Source organism: Flavobacterium sp. GW821-FHT12A05, from assembly GCF_058807735.1.
The window spans coordinates 436,491-459,821 of the sequence record NZ_JBXAQY010000006.1; the positions used below are offsets into that span (position 1 = coordinate 436,491).

15 protein-coding genes are annotated in these 23,331 nt (G+C 35.2%); 7 read left to right on the top strand and 8 right to left on the bottom strand.

Annotated elements, in window-relative coordinates:
* Positions 1 to 133: 133 nt before the first annotated feature.
* The 3 genes from leuC to AC1RRQ_RS16310 form a co-directional block, all read right to left on the bottom strand.
* Positions 134 to 1,528 carry a 3-isopropylmalate dehydratase large subunit gene (leuC, locus tag AC1RRQ_RS16300; protein WP_493024092.1) on the bottom strand — a complete coding sequence of 465 codons (1,395 nt, stop codon included), beginning with the start codon at positions 1,526 to 1,528 and terminating at the stop codon, positions 134 to 136.
* A gap of 517 nt (positions 1,529 to 2,045) precedes the next feature.
* Positions 2,046 to 2,966 (bottom strand): helix-turn-helix domain-containing protein, encoded by a 921-nt coding sequence (locus AC1RRQ_RS16305; protein ID WP_493024093.1) that lies wholly within the window; start codon positions 2,964 to 2,966, stop codon positions 2,046 to 2,048.
* A gap of 293 nt (positions 2,967 to 3,259) precedes the next feature.
* Positions 3,260 to 4,063, bottom strand: a complete 804-nt coding sequence (locus AC1RRQ_RS16310) for an SDR family oxidoreductase (protein ID WP_493024094.1) — start codon at positions 4,061 to 4,063, stop codon at positions 3,260 to 3,262.
* A gap of 333 nt (positions 4,064 to 4,396) precedes the next feature.
* Between AC1RRQ_RS16310 and dnaE the strand changes: the two genes are divergently transcribed.
* Positions 4,397 to 8,935 carry a DNA polymerase III subunit alpha gene (dnaE, locus tag AC1RRQ_RS16315; RefSeq protein ID WP_493024095.1) on the top strand — a complete coding sequence of 1,513 codons (4,539 nt, stop codon included), beginning with the start codon at positions 4,397 to 4,399 and terminating at the stop codon, positions 8,933 to 8,935.
* Positions 8,936 to 9,113: 178 nt separating this feature from the next.
* Complete coding sequence (locus AC1RRQ_RS16320; RefSeq protein ID WP_493024096.1) at positions 9,114 to 10,040, top strand: outer membrane beta-barrel protein; 927 nt, start codon at positions 9,114 to 9,116, stop codon at positions 10,038 to 10,040.
* Between the two features lie 102 nt (positions 10,041 to 10,142).
* Here AC1RRQ_RS16320 and AC1RRQ_RS16325 read toward each other — a convergent pair whose 3' ends face one another.
* The 4 genes from AC1RRQ_RS16325 to AC1RRQ_RS16340 form a co-directional block, all read right to left on the bottom strand.
* Positions 10,143 to 11,135, bottom strand: a complete 993-nt coding sequence (locus AC1RRQ_RS16325) for a Gfo/Idh/MocA family protein (protein WP_493024097.1) — start codon at positions 11,133 to 11,135, stop codon at positions 10,143 to 10,145.
* Positions 11,136 to 11,567: 432 nt separating this feature from the next.
* Positions 11,568 to 13,670, bottom strand: a complete 2,103-nt coding sequence (locus AC1RRQ_RS16330; protein WP_493024098.1) for a prolyl oligopeptidase family serine peptidase — start codon at positions 13,668 to 13,670, stop codon at positions 11,568 to 11,570.
* A 126-nt stretch (positions 13,671 to 13,796) separates the two neighbouring features.
* The gene (locus AC1RRQ_RS16335; RefSeq protein ID WP_493024099.1) at positions 13,797 to 16,004 is read right to left on the bottom strand and encodes a TonB-dependent receptor; all 2,208 of its coding nucleotides are present in this window, start codon (positions 16,002 to 16,004) and stop codon (positions 13,797 to 13,799) included.
* A gap of 163 nt (positions 16,005 to 16,167) precedes the next feature.
* The gene (locus tag AC1RRQ_RS16340) at positions 16,168 to 16,521 is read right to left on the bottom strand and encodes a hypothetical protein (protein WP_493024100.1); all 354 of its coding nucleotides are present in this window, start codon (positions 16,519 to 16,521) and stop codon (positions 16,168 to 16,170) included.
* A gap of 224 nt (positions 16,522 to 16,745) precedes the next feature.
* Here AC1RRQ_RS16340 and AC1RRQ_RS16345 point away from each other — a divergent pair, with 224 nt between their 5' ends.
* On the top strand, positions 16,746 to 17,453 hold the full coding sequence (locus tag AC1RRQ_RS16345; protein ID WP_493024101.1) for a porin family protein: 708 nt from the start codon (positions 16,746 to 16,748) through the stop codon (positions 17,451 to 17,453).
* Here the strand turns inward: AC1RRQ_RS16345 and AC1RRQ_RS16350 are convergent.
* The gene (locus AC1RRQ_RS16350; RefSeq protein WP_493024102.1) at positions 17,448 to 18,053 is read right to left on the bottom strand and encodes a hypothetical protein; all 606 of its coding nucleotides are present in this window, start codon (positions 18,051 to 18,053) and stop codon (positions 17,448 to 17,450) included. The genes AC1RRQ_RS16345 and AC1RRQ_RS16350 overlap by 6 nt on opposite strands.
* A 403-nt stretch (positions 18,054 to 18,456) precedes the next feature.
* Here AC1RRQ_RS16350 and AC1RRQ_RS16355 point away from each other — a divergent pair, with 403 nt between their 5' ends.
* The 4 genes from AC1RRQ_RS16355 to AC1RRQ_RS16370 all read left to right on the top strand — a co-directional run bounded on the left by AC1RRQ_RS16355 (position 18,457) and on the right by AC1RRQ_RS16370 (position 23,164).
* Complete coding sequence (locus AC1RRQ_RS16355) at positions 18,457 to 20,925, top strand: bifunctional UDP-N-acetylmuramoyl-tripeptide:D-alanyl-D-alanine ligase/alanine racemase (protein WP_493024103.1); 2,469 nt, start codon at positions 18,457 to 18,459, stop codon at positions 20,923 to 20,925.
* A gap of 69 nt (positions 20,926 to 20,994) precedes the next feature.
* Entirely contained in the window at positions 20,995 to 21,372 is a 378-nt protein-coding gene (mscL, locus tag AC1RRQ_RS16360; RefSeq protein ID WP_493024104.1) for a large conductance mechanosensitive channel protein MscL, read from the top strand.
* Between the two features lie 175 nt (positions 21,373 to 21,547).
* Positions 21,548 to 22,537, top strand: a complete 990-nt coding sequence (locus AC1RRQ_RS16365; protein WP_433814820.1) for an aspartate-semialdehyde dehydrogenase — start codon at positions 21,548 to 21,550, stop codon at positions 22,535 to 22,537.
* Between the two features lie 120 nt (positions 22,538 to 22,657).
* Positions 22,658 to 23,164, top strand: coding sequence for an SMI1/KNR4 family protein (locus tag AC1RRQ_RS16370; RefSeq protein ID WP_493024105.1), 507 nt, complete (start codon positions 22,658 to 22,660; stop codon positions 23,162 to 23,164).
* Positions 23,165 to 23,331: the final 167 nt, after the last annotated feature.

Below are 23,331 nucleotides of genomic sequence, written 5' to 3' on the forward strand. Positions count from 1 at the left end.
TCTCGCTGGGATGAATTTCTAAACGCTAAAAATTTTTGTATTAATAATGTAAATGAGTTTTATATGAAGGTTTATGTTTTAAAGTCTCATAAGCTATTCGCAAAGTGAAAATCTAAAATCTAAACTCTTCAATCTAAAATAATTCCCTCGGGTCAGTTAGTTTTCCGGTAACAGCAGCGGCAGCGGCCATAATTGGACTTGCTAATAGAGTTCTTGAACCAGGACCTTGACGGCCTTCAAAGTTTCTGTTTGAAGTACTTACCGCATATTTTCCTGCAGGAACTTTATCGTCGTTCATTGCTAAACAAGCTGAACAACCCGGCTGACGTAATACAAAGCCAGCTTCAGTCAAAATATCTAAAATTCCTTCTTCTTTAATCTGAGCTTCAACAACGTGAGAACCCGGAACTAACCAAGCAGTAACATTATCTGCTTTTTTTCTTCCTTTTACAATTTCAGCAAAAGCTCTAAAATCTTCAATACGTCCGTTTGTACAACTTCCTAAGAAAACATAATCGATTTGTTTTCCGATCATTACATCGTCTTCATTGAAGCCCATATAAGCCAAAGACTTTTTGTAAGTTTCCTCACCGCCTTCAACTTGGTTTGCACTTGGGATATGTTTTGTAATACCAATTCCCATTCCTGGGTTTGTACCGTAAGTAATCATTGGTTCGATATCTTCAGCTTTAATGTTTAATTCAGCATCAAACACAGCATCGGCATCTGTTTTTAAAGTTTTCCAGTATTCAACAGCTTTTGTCCAGGCTTCTCCTTTTGGAGCGTATAATCTTCCTTCAAGGAAATCGAAAGTAGTCTGGTCCGGAGCAATCATACCGCCGCGAGCCCCCATTTCGATACTTAAATTACAAACTGTCATACGACCTTCCATAGTCATGTTTTCGAAAACATCACCAGCATATTCAACAAAATAACCTGTTCCTCCAGAAGTAGTCAATTGTGCAATAATATAAAGTGCAACGTCTTTTGGACCAACACCTTTGCTTAATTGACCGTTTACGTTAATACGCATTTTCTTTGGTTTAGGCTGCATAATACATTGAGTAGACAAAACCATCTCAACCTCAGAAGTTCCAATACCAAAAGCAATAGCTCCAAAAGCACCGTGAGTAGAGGTGTGAGAATCACCGCATACAATAGTAGCACCTGGCAAAGTAATTCCGTTTTCAGGACCTACTACGTGTACAATACCATTTTTTTGATGACCTAATCCCCAGTGCGAAATTCCGTATTCGGCAGCATTATCTTCAAGAGCCTGAAGTTGGTTAGCAGAAAGCGGATCCTGAACTGGTAAATGTTGGTTTATGGTTGGGGTATTGTGATCTGCAGTTGCAAAAGTACGTTGTGGGTATAAAACGTTAACGCCTCTTGATTTTAATCCTAAAAAAGCAACAGGACTCGTAACTTCATGAATGAAATGACGGTCAATAAAAAACACATCTGGTCCATCTTCAATTTTACGCACTACATGTGAATCCCATACTTTGTCAAATAATGTCTTACTCATTTTTTATTTTTTTTAATTGTAATTTCTATAACCACAGCAATTTCCTGTTCATTATAATAGCAAAACAAAAGTAAAAAAAGATACAAAGGCGTCAATTTCAATAATTCATTATATACGATACCCAAACTAAAATACAAATTGCCAAACAGCTTTTATGACTTCAATTTTGAAAGAAAAATGATTTAGAAACAGCTTTTGCTTTTCTTTTTCAGCTTTAATTTTCTCTAATTGTTTTTTGTTTTAATAGTTTGCAAATTTATCTCAAAATCAATATAAAATATAAGGTTTAATTTGAAAAAATGTAACAAATTGAATAAAAATAGTAATAATTGTTATTTTTGATTTCTTTGCGGAAAGGGTGCTTTTTAGGTTTTTGAAAGCTTTTAAAGGAGTTTTTGGCACGTTATTTAGATTCAATAAAGGATCTAAATACTACGACATCCAAGAAGTGTATTTTTATGAAATTTTATCTATTTTGAGATAAAAATAGGGGTAGTGAAGAGAATAATTTTGAAAACTAATTCAGGGAATTTTTAAACTCCAATGGAGTTAGATTCGTTTTCTTTTTAAATAGTTTACTGAACGACTGCGGATATTCAAAACCCAATTGATACGCAATTTCTGCTACCGAAAGATTGGTTGTCATCAGGAAATCTTTTGATTTTTCTATCAGTTTGGAGTGAATGTGCTGCTGTGCATTTTGTCCCGTTAAACTTCGGAGCATATCAGATAAATAATGAGTGGAAACATTGATTTGTGAAGCAAGAAAATCTACTGTTGGTAATCCTTTTTTTAAGGTTTCGGCATTATTTATATAACTGTCAAGCGTATCTTCTACTTTAAGTAATAAATCGTTGCTGATTGTTTTTCTGGTAATGAATTGGCGTTTGTAAAAACGATTGCTGTAATTCAGTAAAACATCAATATAAGAAACAATTACGTCCTGGCTCATTTCGTCAATGGCTGTATGAAGTTCATTGTCGATGCTGGTTAACAATCCTACGATAGTTGTTTTTTCGCTGTCAGAAAGATGCAGTGCCTCATTCGTATCATACGAAAAGAAACCATATTTCTTGATGGTTTTCCCCAAAGGATAATTTCGAATAAAGTCCGGATGAAAAAGCAGGGTAAAGCCAAAATATTCAACTCCTTCCTGATTATCGGTAAAAATCAATTGATTGGGAGAAGTAAACATTAATCCGCCTTCATTAAAATCGTAATAACCCTGACCGTAACCCATTTTTCCGTTAGTAGAATATTTATAAGATATTTTATAAAAATCGAGCAGGAAATGGTTGTTAGTCAAATCAGCATTTATAGTGAGTTGGGTATTATCAACCAAGGTAATCATAGGATGAAGCGGCTTTGGCAGCTGAAACAAACTATGAAATTGAGATATTGAGGAAATTTTTGACGGATTGTTGTTTTTCTTTTCCATGATATAAAGTTATAAAAATTTGAAAATTAATTGGGCTTTTCGAAAAGTATTGAACATCCTCTTTGATTTTGAAAGTCAGCTTCGAAGAAGCGAAATATTTATAGAAATCATATTTGTTGTTGAGAGCAAAGCTCCAGCGGAGCGACATATGTATTGCAATAAATATGTCGCTCCGCTGGAGCTATTTTGCATCTTCATAATTTAATTTCTATAAATATTTAGCCCCGCTGGGGCTTAATAAAAACAAAAAAAAACAATGTTTAATACTTTTTCGATAGCTTTATCAGGAATTATTAGGCTCCCAAAAATTGTTTGCCAAAAGCAGCGCGAAAAACTTCGTCTCCTTGTTCCAGTCTTTGTTGGTAAAGCGCTTTAGCATCTTCTCCGGCCACATATCTTAGTTTGGTTTTTCCGTCAGTTGCAGCCTCATACACAACATCGGCAATTTGTTCCGGAGTCGATGCCATTTCAAACATTGCATCTACATTTTCAAACATTTTGTCTGCCATTGCCTGATATTCAGGTTTAACTCCGGTATCAAGAGACCCGTGAAGAAATTCTGTTTTAATACCGCCCGGAGAAACCGTTTTAATGTTGATTCCAAATGCATTTAATTCATAAGCCATACTTTCGCTCCAGCCTTCTAATCCCCATTTTGTTGCGTGATAAACAGATCCTAAAGGAAAAGAAATTAAACCGCCAATAGAAGTTGTTGAGATAAATAAACCGCTTTTTCTTTCTCTGAAATACGAAATAAAAGCATTGGTAACACGAATAACGCCCAATAAATTGGTGTTAAGCTGTTTCGTGATCTGATCGTCATTAAAGCTTTCAAGAGGGCCAATTAAGCCATAGCCGGCGTTGTTAAAAACAACATCAATATCGCTTAGTTCAAGCGCTTGTTTTACTGTGTTTTGTATTTGGTCGTAGTTGGTAACATCTAATGGTAAAAGCGTTACATTTTCTAAATTAGAAAGTTCAGTTTCTTTTTCTGGAGTTCTCATTGTAGCGATTACATTCCATCCTTTTTCTTGGAATAATTTTGCTGTTGCTTTTCCTAAACCTGATGATGCTCCTGTGATAAAAATTGTTTTCATGATTATTGTTTTTTTAATTGTTATAATTTGATGAAGCAAAGTTCAGGATACATTACAGTTTAAAAGTGTTCATTTCGGCGTAATGAGTATCCAAAATGAATAATCGAAGTTTTTTAAGAAAAAAAGAATCAAATTCTGTTGTTTTTATGTTTAGAAAACGAAGATGTTAATTGTACTTTTGTTGATAACTTCGTTTTTCATTCGCTTAAAAAAAAGCGTAAATTTGAACTTCTTCCATTTTCTATAAGATAATTTTTTATAATCCATATAATCAGATGGTTATATTGGAAAAGTTTTGGAATTTGGAGCTTTAATTTTTTGTATTCTCACTCTATGTATTTAATATTCGATACCGAAACAACCGGATTACCAAAACGCTGGGATGCCCCAATAACCGATTCTGACAACTGGCCTCGCTGTATACAGATCGCGTGGCAGCTTCACGACGAAATGGGACAGCTTATAGAACATCAGGATTATTTGGTAAAACCAGAAGGATTTAATATTCCTTATGATGCCGAGCGTATTCACGGAATCTCAACTGAATTGGCTGAAGCCGATGGAATCACTTTGGCCGAAGTTTTAGAGAAATTCAATATTGCTTTAAGCAAAACCAAATTTATCGTTGGTCAGAATTTAGGTTTCGACGTTAATATTATGGGAGCCGAATTCCATAGAATGGGAGTGGAGTCTCAAATGAGTTCAATGCCGGTTCTGGATACTTGTACCGAAGTTACGGCTTCGTTATTACAGCTTCCTGGAGGTCGTGGAGGAAAATTCAAACTTCCAACCCTGACCGAATTACACAGCTATCTTTTCGATAAACCTTTCGCGGAAGCGCACAACGCAACTGCCGACGTTGAGGCAACTACGCGTTGTTTCCTGGAATTGGTTAGAAGAGAAGTTTTTACCAAAGAAGAATTAGACGTTCCGAAGGAATATTTCAAAGAGTTTCAAGAAAGAAATCCGCAGGAATTTCCTTTAATCGGTTTAAAACACATCAATTTAAAAGCAGCTTCTGATAAAATCAGAGAACAGCTTAAAGCTTTACAATCAGATGATAAGCAGGTTACGGTTTCAGAAGAGGATAAAGCCGATTTCAAAGCTGCTAAATTTGCACATTTACACAATCATACACAGTTTTCGGTTTTGCAATCGACTATTGGGATTGGAAATATTGTTGCAGCTGCAGCCAAAAACGGAATGCCGGCCGTTGCCATGACGGATACCGGAAACATGATGGGAGCTTTTCACTTTGTGAGTGCCGTTATGAACCACAATAAAGCGGCTTCTGGAAAAAATAAAGCGTTAGTTGAAGCTGGTGAAGAACCAACCGAAACGGAGGTAAAACCAATTGTAGGCTGCGAATTTAATATTTGTGAAAACCATTTAGATAAAAGTAAAAAAGACAACGGTTATCAGGTTGTTTTAATGGCTAAAAATAAAGCCGGATATCACAACTTGGCCAAAATGGCTTCGATTGCCTATACTGACGGTTTTTATTATGTTCCGAGAATTGATAAAAATATTGTTGAAAAATACAAAGAAGATATCATGGTTTTGTCTGGGAATTTATACGGAGAGATTCCGAGTAAAATCCTGAACATTGGTGAAAACCAAGCCGAAGAAGCTTTGATTTGGTGGAAAGAACAGTTTGGTGCAGATTTCTATCTGGAAGTAATGCGCCACAATCAGGAAGATGAAAATCGCGTAAACAAAACCCTGATTGAGTTTGCTCAAAAACACAAAGTCAAATTAATTGCGACAAATAATACCTATTATTTAAATAAAGAAGATGCCAATGCGCACGATATTTTACTTTGTGTAAAAGATGGTGAAAAGCAGGCAACCCCTATTGGACGAGGCCGTGGTTATCGTTACGGACTTCCAAATCAGGAATACTATTTCAAGTCAGAAGAAGAGATGAAAAAACTCTTTGCTGATTTGCCCGAAGCGATTATCAACATTCAGGAAATTATAGATAAGGTCGAAATATATTCACTATATCGTGATGTATTACTTCCAAAATTTGATATTCCGGAAGAGTTTGTTGTGGCCGAAGATGAAGCTGACGGAGGTGTTCGTGGTGAAAATAAATACCTGCGGCACCTTACAATGGAAGGAGCCAAAAGGCGATATGGCGAAATTACAGAATCGATCCAGGAACGTTTGGATTTTGAATTACTGACGATTTCGAACTCTGGATATCCGGGTTATTTCCTGATTGTACAGGATTTCATTGCCGAGGCTAGAAAAATGGACGTTTCGGTTGGACCGGGTCGTGGATCTGCAGCAGGTTCTGCCGTTGCTTATTGCCTCGGAATTACCAATATTGACCCTATTAAATACGACTTGCTTTTTGAGCGTTTCCTAAATCCTGACCGTGTATCGATGCCCGATATTGATATCGACTTTGATGATGAGGGTCGTGGTCGTGTAATGGATTACGTAATTAATAAATACGGTCAAAAACAGGTGGCGCAGATTATCACTTATGGTAAAATGGCAACCAAATCAGCGATTCGTGATACGGCTCGTGTACTGGATTTACCTTTATTCGAAGCCGATAGAATTGCAAAACTGATTCCGGGAATGATGCCGTCAAAATGGAATTTGGCGCGTTTTATTTCTGAGAGTGAAGAGGAAGTTAAAAAAGCACTTCGTTCTGACGAATTTGACAATGTAAAAGAATTAATCGCCATTGCCAATGAAGATGATTTGGCAGGAGAAACCATTCAGCAGGCAAAAATCCTTGAAGGATCTATGCGTAATACGGGAATTCACGCCTGCGGGGTAATTATTACGCCGTCGGATATTACGAATTATGTTCCGGTTACAACCGCAAAAGATTCGGATTTATATGTAACACAGTTTGATAACTCGGTTGCAGAAAGTGCCGGATTGCTTAAAATGGACTTCTTGGGTCTGAAGACCCTTACACTGATAAAAGATACCGTTAAACTGGTAAAATACAGAACAAATATTGATCTGGATCCCGATACATTTCCAATTGATGACGAAGAAACGTATGCGCTTTTCCAGAGAGGTGAAACCGTTGGAATCTTCCAATACGAGTCGCCCGGGATGCAGAAATACATGAAAGACCTAAAGCCAACGGTTTTTGGAGATTTAATTGCCATGAACGCCTTGTATCGTCCGGGACCTTTAGAGTATATCCCGTCTTTCGTTCGAAGAAAAAACGGCGACGAAGAAATCAAATACGATTTAGATGCCTGTGCCGAATATTTATCTGAAACCTACGGAATTACCGTTTACCAAGAGCAGGTAATGCTTCTGTCGCAGTCGCTGGCCGATTTTACAAAAGGTGAGGCCGACGTATTGCGTAAAGCGATGGGTAAGAAACAAAAGGATGTACTAGATAAAATGAAGCCTAAATTTGTGGAACAAGCTGCAAAAAAAGGGCATGATGCCAAAATTTTAGAGAAAATCTGGAAAGACTGGGAAGCCTTTGCGAGTTACGCCTTCAACAAATCGCACTCGACTTGTTATGCCTGGATTGCTTATCAAACGGCTTATTTAAAAGCACATTATCCTGCCGAATATATGGCAGCGGTACTTTCGAATAACATGAACGATATTAAACAGGTTTCGTTCTTTATGGAAGAATGTAAACGTATGGGATTGCAGGTTTTGGGGCCAGACGTAAACGAATCCTACTATAAATTTACCGTAAACGATGATTATGCTGTTCGTTTCGGAATGGGTGCAATTAAAGGTGTAGGTTCTGGAGCTGTTGAAACTATTGTAGAAAACAGAAAAGACGGAAGATATAAATCGATTTTTGATTTGGCGAAGCGAATTGATCTTCGTGCTGCCAACAAAAAAGCAATCGAAAACTTAGCACTTGCAGGAGGTTTTGATTCTTTTGAAGGAACAACAAGAGCGCAATATTTCCACGATGATGGCGATGGAATTACATTTTATGAAAAGGCGATGCGTTACGGATCGAAATTTCAGGAAAATGAAAATTCATCTCAGGTAAGTTTATTTGGAGAAACCAGCGAAGTGCAAATTGCTGAACCGGTTGTGCCTCCATGTGAAGACTGGAGTACAATGGAAAAACTGGCCAAAGAGAAGGAGGTTGTTGGAATTTATATTTCCGGACATCCTTTAGATGATTTTAGATTTGAAATGAAATACTTCTGTAATGCCAGATTAGAGTCTTTAAAGAGCATGAACGAGTATGTAGGTAAAAATCTAAACTTTGCCGGAATCATTAATAACGTACAGCATCGTGTGGCTAAAAACGGAAAAGGCTGGGCTGTATTTAACTTAGAAGGATACGATGAAAGTTTTGAGTTTAAGATTTTTGGTGAAGAATATTTAAAATTCCGCCATTTCCTGATTCAGAACAATTTCGCCTACTTAAAAATATTGATCAAAGACGGATGGGTAAACCATGATACGGGTAAAAAATCAGATCCGAGAATGCAGTTTGTTGAGGTTCGTCAGCTGCAGGATATTTTGGAAGCATTTGCCAAAAAACTGATTCTTCTTCTTGATATTAAAGATTTACAAGCCGAATTTATTCACCGATTAAGCCATTTATTTAATGAAAATAAAGGCGATAATTCCGTGAGTTTTGAGATTATGGAAATTGAAAATGTAAAACGTTTGGTTGAGGTCGAAACCACAAGCGAATTCGAAGACAATACAGATGCTGTTTTTGAAGATGAGAGCGATGACAACGAAGCAGCAACCGGAGAAGCCAAGCTTCAGGAAGTGAAAGAAGTCGAAGAAGTAAAGGTTGTAACAAAGCTTACAATGCCAAGCAGAAGACTAAAAGTAAGAATTTCCGCCGAATTATTGCAGGAATTGGAAAAAATGCAGATAAATTTTAAACTGAATTAGATTTTAACAGTTAAAATTTGAAAGAATGCATTTTTTTAGTGTTAAAATTATGCATGCATAATAGTTTTTTAGTAATATTGTCAAAAATTACAACGATTTCGTTCCAAGTCTAACAATGCAAACTATAAGAATATGTTAAAAAAATCTAAGTTTGTAAAAAACAATTAAAATCAGAATTATGAAAAAGAACCTATTTTTATTAGGACTATTAGTTTGCTCGATGGCCACTATGGCGCAAACAGAAAAAGCAGACAAACCAGAAAGCTGGTATTTTAAATTAGGAGGATCTTATTTTAATCAAACTGCTTCTACTGAGTTCCCAACAGTTGGCGGACATGATGCAATGGATAGAACTTATGTTGGAGGAAAATTAGTATCTGAAAAAAGTGTTACAGGTTCTTTTGGACAAGGTTATAGAACTGGTATTACTGCTGGTTACCGTTTTTCAGTACGTTTAGGAGTTGAGTTAGGAGTAAATTACTATACTAGTAATGATAAAAAAATGGCGCAGACAAGATCAGATGTGCCTATTACACCAGCAGGTGTTTACAGCTTTAAATCAGTAGGACAAATTAGTGCTTTTGATGTAGCTCCTGCACTTGTAATGTTTTTAGGTGAAGCTCATGGTTTTGAACCGTATACTAAAGTTGGAGTTTTAGTTCCAATTCACGGAGATTTAGAAATCACTTCTGATGCTTATGCTCCAATTGCTTTTAATCCTGCAGGAGCTCCAATCGCTTTTGGAGATGTTCATAGTGTTGATAAAGTAAAGCCTAATCCTACTTTAGGATTTACAGCTGCTTTAGGTACATCTTATAAATTAGGAAAACATATTTCTGCTTTTGCTGAGTTAGAGTACAGAAACTTTACAGTACACGGTAAAACAAAAGAAACAACTGAATTTACAGTAAACGGAAAAGATGCTTTAGCAACTAGAACTACAGCTCAAATTCATACTAATTACCGTGATGGTTTAGATGTAAACTCAAATAATGCATTAACAAACCCTAATGGAGTTAATAAAGATAAACCAATGGACGAATTAAGTTCTTACGTTGGAATTTCAGGCTTAGGTTTAACACTTGGTCTTAAATACAGTCTATAATTTTTTATAGTATTTTTTAGTTTTTTAAAAAAGAGGATATTCGTTATGAATATCCTCTTTTTTTGTGGTGTCATTGCGAGGTACGAAGCAATCACACTAGAATTATTTCAATTCTCTAAATTCCTTTAAAACTTCATCAATAACCCAGGTTGTTCTTGCGCCCGAAATTCCTTTTGATGGCGAAGCACCTTCTTTGCCTAAAAGTTCGGCCATTACGGTTTCTATAAAAGGTTGTTGAATATGAAGCGGATTTTCGATTGTAATGCTTTCCTTTTCTCCGTTTACATATTGAATATGGATTGGGTCATTTCCAAAAGTCGAAAAGGAGATTTTACCTTTATCGCCCACAATTTCGGCATTGTCGTAACGCTCAAAGCTGCCAAAATTCCATAATCCGGTTCCGTGAATTCCGTTTTCAAATAAAAACGACATCGAAACTGAATCTTCTGCCGGATAGGCTTTAAGCTGCGAAGTAGCATGACCGCGAACAGACTTTATCGGACCTAAAACAAAATCCAGAAAGTCTAAAGTATGGCAGGCTAAGTCAACGAAAATACCACCTCCAGAAATATGCGGCAAAACCGTCCATGGAAGATTGATTTCGTCATCGTAGCGTTCTTCAAAAGGATGATATAAAACACAATTTACGTGTCTGATAGTACCTAATTTACCTTTGTCGATTAGTTCTTTTATTTTTAAAAAACGAGGCAGTGCTCTTCTGTAATAAGCAACAAACAAAGGGACATTATGCTCTTTGCAAGCACTGATCATTTCGTTGCACTCTTCAAAAGTCAGTGCCATAGGTTTTTCTACATACACCGGTTTTCCAGCTTTGGCGCATAAAAGGGTATATTCTTTGTGAGAAGATGGCGGAGTGGCAATATAAACCGCATCAACCTCCGGATCGTTTATTAAATCTGCTGCATTCGAATACCATTTCGGTACGTTATGGCGTTTGGCGTAATCTTCGGCAAGAGCGGCGTCTCTTCGCATAACGGCAACTAAAGCCGAATTTGGGGCTTTCTGAAAAGCTGGTCCGCTTTTTACTTCGGTTACGTTACCGCAGCCTATAATTCCCCATCTTATAATTTTCATGGTTTAAGTTTTAAGTTTCTCAAATTTAAGGAAAAAAATTAGCCACGAATTCACGAATTAGCACGAATTATTTTTTTAATTTTTGCCACAGATTAAAGGATTTTCACAGATTAAAAAGTTAAAGCACAGCAAATAAAAATCATTTTAATCTGTGGCAAAATAAAGGAGAAAATTATTTTTTCACGCAGATTCAGCAGATTAATTTTAGCGCAAAGCACGCAAAGCTTTTATATCAGCTGGTTTTGTAAAAAAACAAAGTTCGCAAAGCTTTGTATTCAACCAGCCTTGCGAACTTTGTGTTTCTGTCAATATTCTAAGCATAAAAACTTTGTGTGCTTTGCGGTAAAATTCTCAAACTCAAACAAAAAAATAGCCGCAAATTCACAAAAAATAATTCGTGAATTCGCGGCTAAAAAAAATCAGTTTAAAGTGTTACTTTTTCGGTAAAGCTTTAAAACCCATATTGTAAAGTGTGAAAGCCTGAATGTCTACATTCTCCTGGATTGTAGCTGCAACAGATTTTCCTGCACCGTGACCTGCCTTTACATCAATACGAATTAAAACAGGGTTTTCTCCCGCTTGTTTGTCTTGAAGTTCAGCAGCAAATTTAAAACTGTGAGCCGGCACAACACGATCATCATGATCTCCGGTTGTTACCATAGTTGCCGGATATTTAGTTCCTTTTTTAACGTTTTGAACAGGAGAATATCCTTTTAAATATTCAAACATTTCTTTACTATCCTGAGCAGTTCCGTAATCGTATGCCCAACCTGCACCAGCTGTAAAAGTATGGTAACGAAGCATATCCATAACACCAACTGCAGGTAATGCTACTTTCATTAAATCAGGACGTTGTGTCATTGTTGCACCTACTAATAAACCTCCGTTAGATCCTCCGCGAATCGCCAGATAATCAGATGAAGTATATTTTTGAGCAATTAGATATTCAGCAGCAGCGATAAAATCATCAAATACATTTTGTTTTTGCAATTTCGTTCCTGCATCATGCCATTTTTTACCGTACTCGCCGCCGCCTCTTAAATTGGCAACAGCATAAACGCCTCCGTTTTCCATCCAAACTGCATTTGCAATGCTGAAACTTGGCGTTAAACTTACATTGAATCCACCGTAACCGTAAAGAATCGTTGGGTTTTTTCCGTCTAGTTTAGTTCCTTTTTTATAAGTAATAATCATTGGAATTTTTGTACCGTCTTTAGAAGTATAGAAAACTTGTTTAGACTCGTAATCTTCGCTTTTGAAATCTACTTTTGGTTTTTGATACACTTCTGATTTACCTGATTTTGGTTCAAAAGAAAAAATAGTTCCCGGAGTAGTATAATTTGTAAAGCTGTAATATAAAATTTTCTCGTCCTTTTTAGATCCAAATCCACCCGCAGTTCCTACCGCAGGAAGTTTGATTTCGCGAACTAATTTTCCGTTATAATCATATTGTAATACTAACGAAACGGCATCTTTTGTATAATTGGCAAAGAAATATCCTGCTCCTGTAGACGGAGATAAAACATTTTCGGTCTCTTTAATAAAATCTTTCCAGTTTTCTGGTTTTGGATTGCTTACATCAACAGAAACCACGCGTCCGTTAGGAGCGTTTAAATCAGTTTCTATAAACAGTTTTGTTCCTTCGTTTTCAATAATAGAATGCGAATTATTAAAATTGTCTACAATAGTAACAATTGGGCTGTTTGGCGTTTTTAGATCTTTAATGTAAAGTTCATTTCCGTAAGTCGAATTGGCAGCTGTAATAATTAAATAATGATTGTCTTCGGTAACATAACCGTTAACGTATCTTCTTTTTTTGTCTTCACCAAAAATAACTTTATCCTCTTTTTGCGAAGTTCCTAACTTATGAAAGTATAATTTATGCTGATCTGTTTTGGCCGATAATTCGCTTCCTTTTGGTTTGTCATAACTTGAATAATAGAAACCTTCATTTCCAAGCCATGAAATACCGCTGAATTTTACATCAACCAAAGTATCTTCCAGAACTTTTTTAGAAACAGCATCAATAATGATTACTTTTCTCCAGTCGCTTCCGCCTTCAGAAATTGCATAAGCGGCTTTATTTCCATCTTTAGAAAAATCTAATCCGCCAAGGGAAGTAGTTCCGTCTTTAGAAAAAGTATTTGGATCAAGGAAAACTTCTTCTTTACCGCTTTGATCTTTTCTGTAAACAACAGATTGATTCTGAAGTCCGTTATTTTTAGAATAATATGTAAATTTTCCTTCTTTATATGGAGCGCCTATTTTTTCGTAGTTCCAAAGCTTTTCCATTCGTTTTTTAAGTTCTTCACGAAACGGAATTTTATCTAAATAGCTATACGTTACTTCATTTTCAGCTTTTACCCAAGCACCAGTTTCAGCAGATTTATCATCTTCAAGCCAACGGTAAGGATCGCTTACTTTTGTGTTAAAATATACATCAACAGTCTCCCCTTTTTTGGTTTCAGGATATTTAGTTTGAGCAAACGAAACTCCTGCAGTTGTAAGTGCCATTAATAAAAATGTTTTTTTCATAGTTAGTTTTTTCTGTTGTAACAAAAATAGAACTTTTTGTTGTAAAAGCTAAACCATATAAGTCATATAAGTAAATATTAGCAGGACTAAATTAAATGAACTTATATAACTTATATGGTAAAAAAATTATAAGTTGAAATTAACCCCCAAAACGATATTTCTTCCAATATTTGGAATACCGTCAGTTTTTAATCTTGAAAGGTGTGCAATGTATTTTTTGTCGAATAAATTGTTTCCGTTCAGGTTTACATCAAAAGCCGTTTTGCCTAGTTTTACCGTTCCGCCAAAACCTAAATTAACCAAAGTATATCCTTTAGAAGCCGTTTCAAAACCGCTTACATTATCCTGATTAAAAGTCGAAGAAACATTCAAAGAAGCAAAGCCTTCGCTTAACCAGTTTTTGATATTAAATTCAGTTCTAATAGTGTTATTCCAGTTATTAGCAGGAATTAAAGGCAGATAATCTTTGTTGTCTTTTTTACCTGTTACGGTTTCAAAACTAGTTTCAAAATGTAACCAGTCTAAAGGATGCGGATGAAAATGCAGTCCAACCTCACCACCGTATAATTTTGCATTATCCTGAATATAAGCAAAAACGTCATTATCATCGCGAGTTTCTCCGGTTGGAGAAGTATAAATGTAATTGTTTACGTGATTGTAGAATCCGTTTACGAAAAATTCGAAGTGCGTGTTTTTATATTCTAAATTTAAATCAGTCTGAACGTTTTGCTCTGTTTTTAAATCAGCATTTCCAATTTCGTAACGGTTTGTTCCTTCATGTACACCATTTGAAGTTAATTCGGCTAAGTTTGGCGCTCTAAAACCTGTTGCCACATTTAGTCGAAGCGTTAACGGTTCGGCCAATTTTGTTTTATAACCTAAAGAAGCATTAAAACTGTCAAAAGAACGGTCAAGAGGAAGGAAATAACCTTCTTCACCTTCAGTTCCGTGTGCGTCAGACGTAACATTTCTGTTGTCAAAACGTAATCCGGCTTGTAAAACGCTGTTGTCCCATTCGTAATTTGCAGTTCCAAAAACACCAAAATCATTAGTTGTAGCGTCCGGAATTAAATATTCTTCACCCGAATTTTTATTCGTTTGGTGCATTCCCTGAACGCCTAAAATAGTTTCGATTTTTCCGAATTTAGGGAAATGATATTTTACATTATAATTTAAAGTATTCAGTTTCATGTGAAGAGAAGCTACGTTGCTGTCTTCAAATTCGCTTCGGTCGTTTGAAATGTAACCCAAATCAACATCCAATTTTGAGTTTTCAAAAAAGACAACGTTGTTTAAACTCAACAAATGATTAAAAATTCCCTGTCTCGGAAATTGAGTGTCTTTACTTGAAGACTGTTCTGCAATTCCATCTTCCGGAATTCCGATATCCAGTTTGTTATAATTGTATCTCAAAACACTTGAAAAGGTTGAGTTGCTGTAACCAATTCCGGTTTTAAAATCGGTTTCGTTGTAACGTGAATTTGTTACGCGGTCGCCATCGGCAATTTTATAGTCAGAATGCGTGTTGTAACTTCCGCGGGCAAGGAATTTCCAATTATCTGTAGAAGTTTTTAATCCAATAGAAGAATTACTTCCCTGTGTATTAGTAAAATATTTTTGACTGAAATTGGCTTTAAAAGTACCAGCATCAGCAAATTTTTCAGGATTAAAATATAAAACCCCTCCCAAGGCATCAGAACCATATAATAAAGAGGCTGGGCCTTTAATAACTTCGACACTTTCGATTCCGGCATCATTTAAACCTAAACCATGTTCGTCTCCAAACTGCTGGTTTTCGATACGAACGCCTTGAGAATAGACCAAAACACGGTTACCGCTTAATCCTCGAATTACCGGTTTCCCGATAGAAGTTCCAGTCGAAATCTGCGAAACTCCCGGAATTGTTGCTAAACCTTCTATTAAAGTTGAGGTACCTTTTTGTTGCAAAGATTTAATGCTTTCGTGCTCAATTTTCATTACGTTTTGCGATTGCAATTTGTTGAAAGGCGTAGAAACCACCACTTCATCCATTTCTAAAATCGACTCCAAAAGTGTAATATCTAAAGTGTTTTGCTTTACTAATTTAGCAATCGTATTATTTTGAGTAGCGTATCCAACGTATGAAAAGGATAGACGTAAACTTCCGCTTGGAAGATTGCTTATTTCGTATTTTCCGTTTGCATCTGTTGTTGTTCCTTTATGTAATTCCGGCGCATATACAGAAACGCCCGGTAATGGATTATTTTGATTATCGGTTACAGTTCCTGATACCGAATTTTGGGCAGAAAGCAAGCCCGAAAACCCTAAAATAAGGGCAATTATTAATTTTTTCATTTGAAAAATGTGCTATAGTTAAATTGATTTTTTTTCTTTTAAATGAAAACCAAAACTAACAGCAAAGCATTCTGATCTTATTTAATAAATAAGACGAGGAAACCCAATGTTATTTTGAATTTAGATTTAAAAAAACGGCAAAAAATATTTCGAGTGTTCGAAATTATGAAACTATAGAAACGGGAGGGCCTCGCAGTAAATACGAAGGGTTTGAAATAGAGAATATCTTTTCAGACAGCGGAAAGAAATAAGGAATTTCGCTGGTAAAAGAATGGAACTGAAAAGAAAAACTTTCGGGAAGAATGAAGCTTTCAAAAGCAAAATTACAAACATAACAAAGGTCGTAATTGTGGTGCTGATGCGTTATTTCGCCATTTGGATCGTTATAATCGTGATGACATTGTTTTTCTGAAAGCTGCTTTACAATATGCTCATAACTGTGTATCGACTGAAACAATATTGAGAACAATACTGTTACAGCAAAAGAGAAACTTAATATGAGCTGCTTTTTCTTCATACTGGACAAAGGTATAAAAGATCACACAAATACAAATTCATTTTTTGAAATCTTAGTCATATTCTTTGAAAAAAGTTCAGCAAAAGCAATTATTTGCAGTCAAAAAAAGAATAATTGCGTTCTAATCGCAACCTGAACTAGCATTATATTATATTTGTAAGTGAAATAAATCGATTCTATAAAACGTTTATTTTATAAACCCTCTTTTTAAATTCAAAAAATATATGCGATTACTTTTTAGCTGTTTGTTTTTAGTTTCGTTTTTTAATGCTTTTTCGCAAGAAGATGTAAAGGCAGAAGTAAAACCTATAGTTAAAATAGATTCTTTGTATAGAGAGGACCAGTTTTTCTTTTCTGTAACCTATAATTTGTTTACAGATATTCCGCCTCAATTTAAACAAAATAAATTTTCTATGGGGCTTTCCGGAGGTTTCCTGCGCGATATGCCTATCAATAAAACCAGAACAGTTTCGATTGCGGCAGGTTTAGGATTAAGTTATCAAAATTATTATCAGAATCTTACCATTTCAAAAGACGGAGCAGGAGCTGTAATTTATAACGTAAACAGCTATGGCGAATTTGTATCTAACCGTTACAGACAATATTCTGTCGATCTTCCAATAGAATTTAGATGGCGTAATTCTACTTACGAAAGTACGAAATTCTGGAGAATTTACGCCGGAGTAAAACTAAGTTATGTATTTTCAAACACATCTATTTTAGATGATGGCGAAAATACGTATCGGATAAATAACAACGATGCTATTAATAAATTTCAGTACGGCCCGTATCTTTCTACGGGTTACAATACCTGGAATTTGTATTTATATTATGGTTTAAGTCCTTTGTTTAAAGACGGAACTACAACTTTAAGCGGAGAAAAATTGACAATGAAAACGCTGAATGCCGGATTGATTTTCTACATTCTATAGCCACAAATACAAAAATAGTAATTGCGGTAAAATACCAATCGATAAGCCAATTAGCAGCTCTTTTGGTGTATGTGCGTTCATTTCCAGCCTTGACGAAGTAACAATTCCCGAAAGTAAAATTAAAAAAGCACTCCAATACGGATTGTGCATTTGCAAATGAAGATTCAGTCCAATTGCAAATATTGTAAAGCCGCTTATAGCTGCCACATGCAGACTGGCTTTGATTTTAAAAAGAGATAATACTAAAGCTAAAATACTCGTAAATAAAGCCCCAAGAAAAAAGAAATGAAGTTCTGGATAGCGTGTAATAACAATGCTTCTTTTTACCAATAAAATATATAAAAAACATTGTAATATAAGCGGAATCCTGCGCTGAGAAGTCTCCGGAAGCATCATCGATTTTACATGTCCTGTTGAACGAAGCAGCATAAAAAACAATACCGGAACAATAATAGTAATGACCAATATTTGAAATAAAACAAAATATTTTTCCTGCGTTGCAAAAATATCATCTTTGCAATACAAGTAAAATAATGTGGCATACATCGATATAAAAATCGGGTGGAGTATATAGGAGAATAGTGGAAGTATTTTTTTCAAAGCGTATTTTTTTGTGGTATTGAACAAATATAATAATGTTTTCTGCGACGAATCGCACTAATTTTCACAAATTATTGTTTAATTTTTTACTGCCGATTCAAGATTTAATAATCGTTTGCGGCTAAATTTTCTCGCAGATTTAGGAGATTAGGCAGATTGTTTTTTTTTTGCCACAGATTAAAGGATTAAAACAATTAAGTTTTTATTTGCCACGAATTACACTAATTTCCGCGAATTATTCTATTTGCAAAATGTTTAAATAATAGCTGTATATTAAAAGATTCTCATAGATTAAAATCATTTAAATCCTTTTAATCTGTGGCAAAAAATAAAAAATAATTTGTGAAAATTTGGGAAATTGGTGGCAAACCTTTTTTTAAATTTGACAAAAAGAATTTTCTAAATGAGCATAAATTTAAAAAGCCTGATCCCGGTTTTTAAAGCCGAATGGATCGGTTCAGATACTGATATTTTTGTAGATCATATTTCGATCGACAGCCGTTCTTTACAAAACGGGTCTAAAACATTGTTTGTTGCCCTTTCCGGGGTTAATAATGATGCTCATTTGTATATTGCTGAACTTATAGAAAAAGGCGTTCAGAACTTTGTAGTGCAGTATATTCCCGAAAATGTAAAAGGGAAAGCTAATTTTTTCGTTGTAAAAAACACCCTCAAAGCGCTTCAGGAATTGGCGGGATATTATCGTGATTTATTCGATTTTCCTATAATTGGTATTACCGGAAGTAACGGAAAAACCATAGTAAAAGAATGGCTTAATTTCCTTTTAAGCCCGGATTATAATATTATTCGAAGTCCAAAAAGTTACAACTCACAAGTTGGCGTTCCGCTTTCTGTTATTGCCATAAACGAGAAGCACAATTTAGGAATTTTCGAAGCTGGAATTTCAACGGTTAACGAAATGGTTAATCTGGAGAAAATCATAAAACCTAAGATAGGAGTACTTACTAATATAGGAAGCGCACATGATGAAGGCTTTTTGAATTTAGTGCAAAAGATTGATGAAAAATTACTTTTGTTTAAAGATTGTCCAATCATTATTTATCAAAAAAATGAAGTTGTCGATTCTTGCTTAACTCAGTTTGCAGCCGAATATATGATGCATCCGCGAAAACTTTTTTCATGGAGTTTTACAGATCAAAGTGCCGATGTTTTTATTCTGAAAAAAGAAACTAAAAACGATTCAACAACAATAAAATACCAATATAAAGGCGAAGTTTTCGATTTAGAAATTCCGTTCAGCGATTCGGCTTCAATAGAAAATGCCATTTCCTGTTTGTTGGTTTTACTGCATTTTGAATATGATTTTGCTGTTATTCAAAACCGAATGCAGATGCTTTATCCGGTTGAAATGCGTCTTGAGGTTAAAAACGGAATCCATAACTGCAGTTTAATCGACGATAGTTACAGCTCCGATTTTCAATCACTTAAAATTGCATTGGACTTTTTAGAAAGTCAGAAAAAGAACGCTTCAAAAGCCGTTATTCTTTCTGATATTTTTCAAAGCGGTTTTTCAAACGAAGAATTATATTCTAAAGTAGCGCAGTTAATTTCAGATAATAAAATAAACCGTGTAATTGGTATTGGAGCCACAATTTCATCTTTTGCTGCTAAGTTTCCAAACAGCACAATGTTTCAAAATACAGGCGACTTTATAGAAGCAATCGAAAGCTTGAATTTCAATAACGAAACGATTTTGATAAAAGGAGCAAGATCATTTCAGTTTGAAGAAATTGTATCCATGCTCGAAGAGAAAACGCATGAAACAGTTTTGGAAATCAATTTAGATGCGATCAGTCATAATTTAAATTATTATAAATCAAAGCTGGCCGAAAATGTAAAAATCATGGTCATGGTTAAAGCTTTTGGTTATGGAAACGGAGGACTTGAAATTGCAAAATTGCTCGAACATAATAAAGTAAATTATTTAGGTGTGGCTTTCGCCGATGAAGGAATTTCGCTGAAAAGCGGCGGAATCAAATTGCCAATTATGGTTTTAAATCCTGAATCGACAAGTTTTCCTTCGATAATTCAATATAAATTAGAACCCGAAATTTACAGCATAAAAGGATTAAATGCTTTCCTTAAAATTGCAAAAGAAAAGAGCTTAAAAGATTTTCCGATTCATATAAAAATGGATACCGGAATGCATCGTTTGGGCTTTGAAGACAATACGATCGATGAATTAATTTCGACTTTAAAAGGAAATTCGACCGTTCGTGTTCAAAGTATTTTATCGCATTTGGCAACAAGCGACGAACCAAAACATTTTGAATTTGTAGAAAAACAAATCCGTTTATTCGACAAATTATCTTCAAGATTAATGTCTGAATTAAACATAAACCCAATTCGTCATATTTTAAATACGTCAGGAATCAGCAATTTCCCAAATGCACAATTTAATATGGTTCGTTTAGGAATTGGTTTGTATGGGGTTTCTAACGATCCGCTGGAACAAAAATACCTGGAAAATGTAGGAACTTTAAAATCGATTATTTCTCAGGTTCGTACCATTCCGGCTGGAGACAGTGTAGGTTACGGACGCCGTTTTATGGCTGAGAAAGAAACAAAAATTGCGACAATTCCAATTGGTTACGCAGACGGAATCTCGAGATTATGGGGCAATCAGGTTGGTTTTGTAACCATTAAAAATCAGAAAGCTTATATCGTAGGAAGCGTTTGTATGGATATGTTAATGGTTGATGTAAGTCATATCGATTGTAAAGAAGGCGATTCTGTGATTATCTTCGGCGAAAGCCCAACCGTTATCGAAATGGCCGAAGCATTAAAAACCATTCCGTATGAAATTATGACCAGCATTTCGCAGCGAGTAAAAAGAGTGTTTTTTAGATAGTTTTAAGAAACTTTCAGGAAAATTCCGTATTTTCGATATTCAATTATTATAAATATAAACAAATCAATTATGGGATTTTTTTCAGAATTTAAGGAATTTGCAATGAAAGGCAACGTGGTTGATCTGGCTGTCGGTGTAATCATTGGAGCTGCTTTTGGTAAAATTGTAAGCTCATTTATCGAAGATGTTATTACGCCATTGTTGTTAAAACCAGCTTTAGACGCTGCACATTTATCAACTATCGAAGAGCTGACTGCCTTTGGAGGTGTTAAGTACGGATTGTTTATTTCGGCCGTAATTAACTTTTTAATTGTTGCTTTTGTATTGTTCCTTATAATTAAAGCGATAAACCATGCGAAAAAGAAAGATGTTGCGCCGCCACCGCCAGCTGGACCAACACAAGAAGAATTGCTTACACAAATTAGAGATTTATTAAAAAATAAATAAAAATATACCGCTGCACTAAGTCTAACTTAACCGCTTCTTGATTGGAGCGGTTTTTTTAATGAAATGTTTAATTTGTAACATTTTGTTATTTTTTGTGAAGCACATGGTTTTGTTTTTTATTATAGTTACTTTTGCAATGCAAATTAGATTAATTGATTATTATAAAAATATAAAAATGAGAATAGCCGTTGTAGGTGCTACCGGAATGGTGGGCGAAGTAATGCTTAAAGTATTAGCGGAAAGAAACTTTCCTGTTACAGAATTAATTCCTGTTGCATCTGAAAGATCAGTAGGAAAAGAAATTGAATATAAAGGAACAAAATATAAAGTTGTTGGTTTGCAAACCGCGGTAGACATGAAAGCAGATATCGCAGTTTTCTCTGCAGGAGGAGATACTTCATTAGAATGGGCTCCAAAATTTGCTGCTGCCGGAACAACAGTTATCGATAATTCATCGGCATGGAGAATGGACCCGACTAAAAAATTAGTGGTTCCGGAAATCAATGCTTCTGTATTAACAAAAGAAGATAAAATTATTGCAAACCCAAATTGCTCTACTATTCAAATGGTATTGGCTTTGGCTCCTTTGCATAGAAAATACAATATTAAAAGAATCATTGTTTCTACCTACCAATCTATTACAGGAACGGGTGTAAAAGCGGTGAAACAATTAGAAAACGAATACGCAGGAATTCAAGGTGATATGGCTTACAAATATCCAATTCACAGAAATGCAATTCCTCACTGCGATAGTTTTGAAGAAAACGGATACACTAAAGAAGAAATGAAATTAGTTCGCGAAACTCAAAAAATTCTTGGTGACAATACCATTAGAGTTACAGCTACTGCAGTTCGTGTACCGGTTGTAGGCGGACACAGTGAAGCAGTAAACGTAGAGTTTACAAACGATTTTGATGTAAGCGAAGTTCGCGAAATTCTACACAATACTGATGGAGTAGTGGTACAGGATAATTTAGATACATTTACATACCCAATGCCATTATATGCAGAAGGTAAAAATGATGTTTTTGTTGGAAGAATCCGTCGTGACGAAAGCCAGCCAAACACATTAAACATGTGGATTGTGGCTGATAACTTAAGAAAAGGTGCTGCAACAAACACCATTCAGATTGCTGAATATTTAATTCAGGCAGGTTTGGTATAATTCTGAGAGATTAAAGAAAATTGTTATAAAGAAAAGACCGTAATTGCAGCAATGTGATTACGGTTTTTTTGTGAGAAAATATTTTTATTAATTGGTAACTTAGCGTCAAAATTAGATTTTATGAATTTCGATAACTACAAGATAATTCCAAATTATCAAACCCATAAAACAGATCTGTTTACAGCCGATGAAGCAGATATTCTGGCCTGCGAAAAAACATTAAATGTTCTTTTTGATGAAGATTATAAAGAATATGTTCTGCAATACGGAAGCGGTATTCTGGGTGGCACTTATGTAAGGATATTTCTTCCGGAAACCATCATAATAACTCTGGAAGAATGGAAAAAACGCATCACAGAATATTGGTTTTGGGATGAAGGAAAAGAAGTTTTAACGAAAGAAGAAGTACTGCATTCTATTAGAATTGGAGATACTTTTGACGGCGATGAAATCATTCTCCTAAACAGTCAATATTACGTTTTACCGCGCTACAGCGAAATGATCTATAAAGCCGGAAACACGCTCGAAGAAACCATTATCTGGTTGTGTTCGTCTGGAATTTTGACAGAAGCCTTTTCTGAAAGAGAATTTGAGCCTTTTGATCCATCCGATTTTCTAAAAAAATAACTAAAAGACAACTAAAATTACATTTTTGTTTAAAATTTATGCGCTCTGTACTATTAAAAAAGTAATATATTAGCTACTGTTTTAAAAGTAAAACTTAATATTCATTTTCAGAGCGAAGGAGAGATATGCTTGTTTATGGGTTTTATAAATGATAATTAATGTATAAA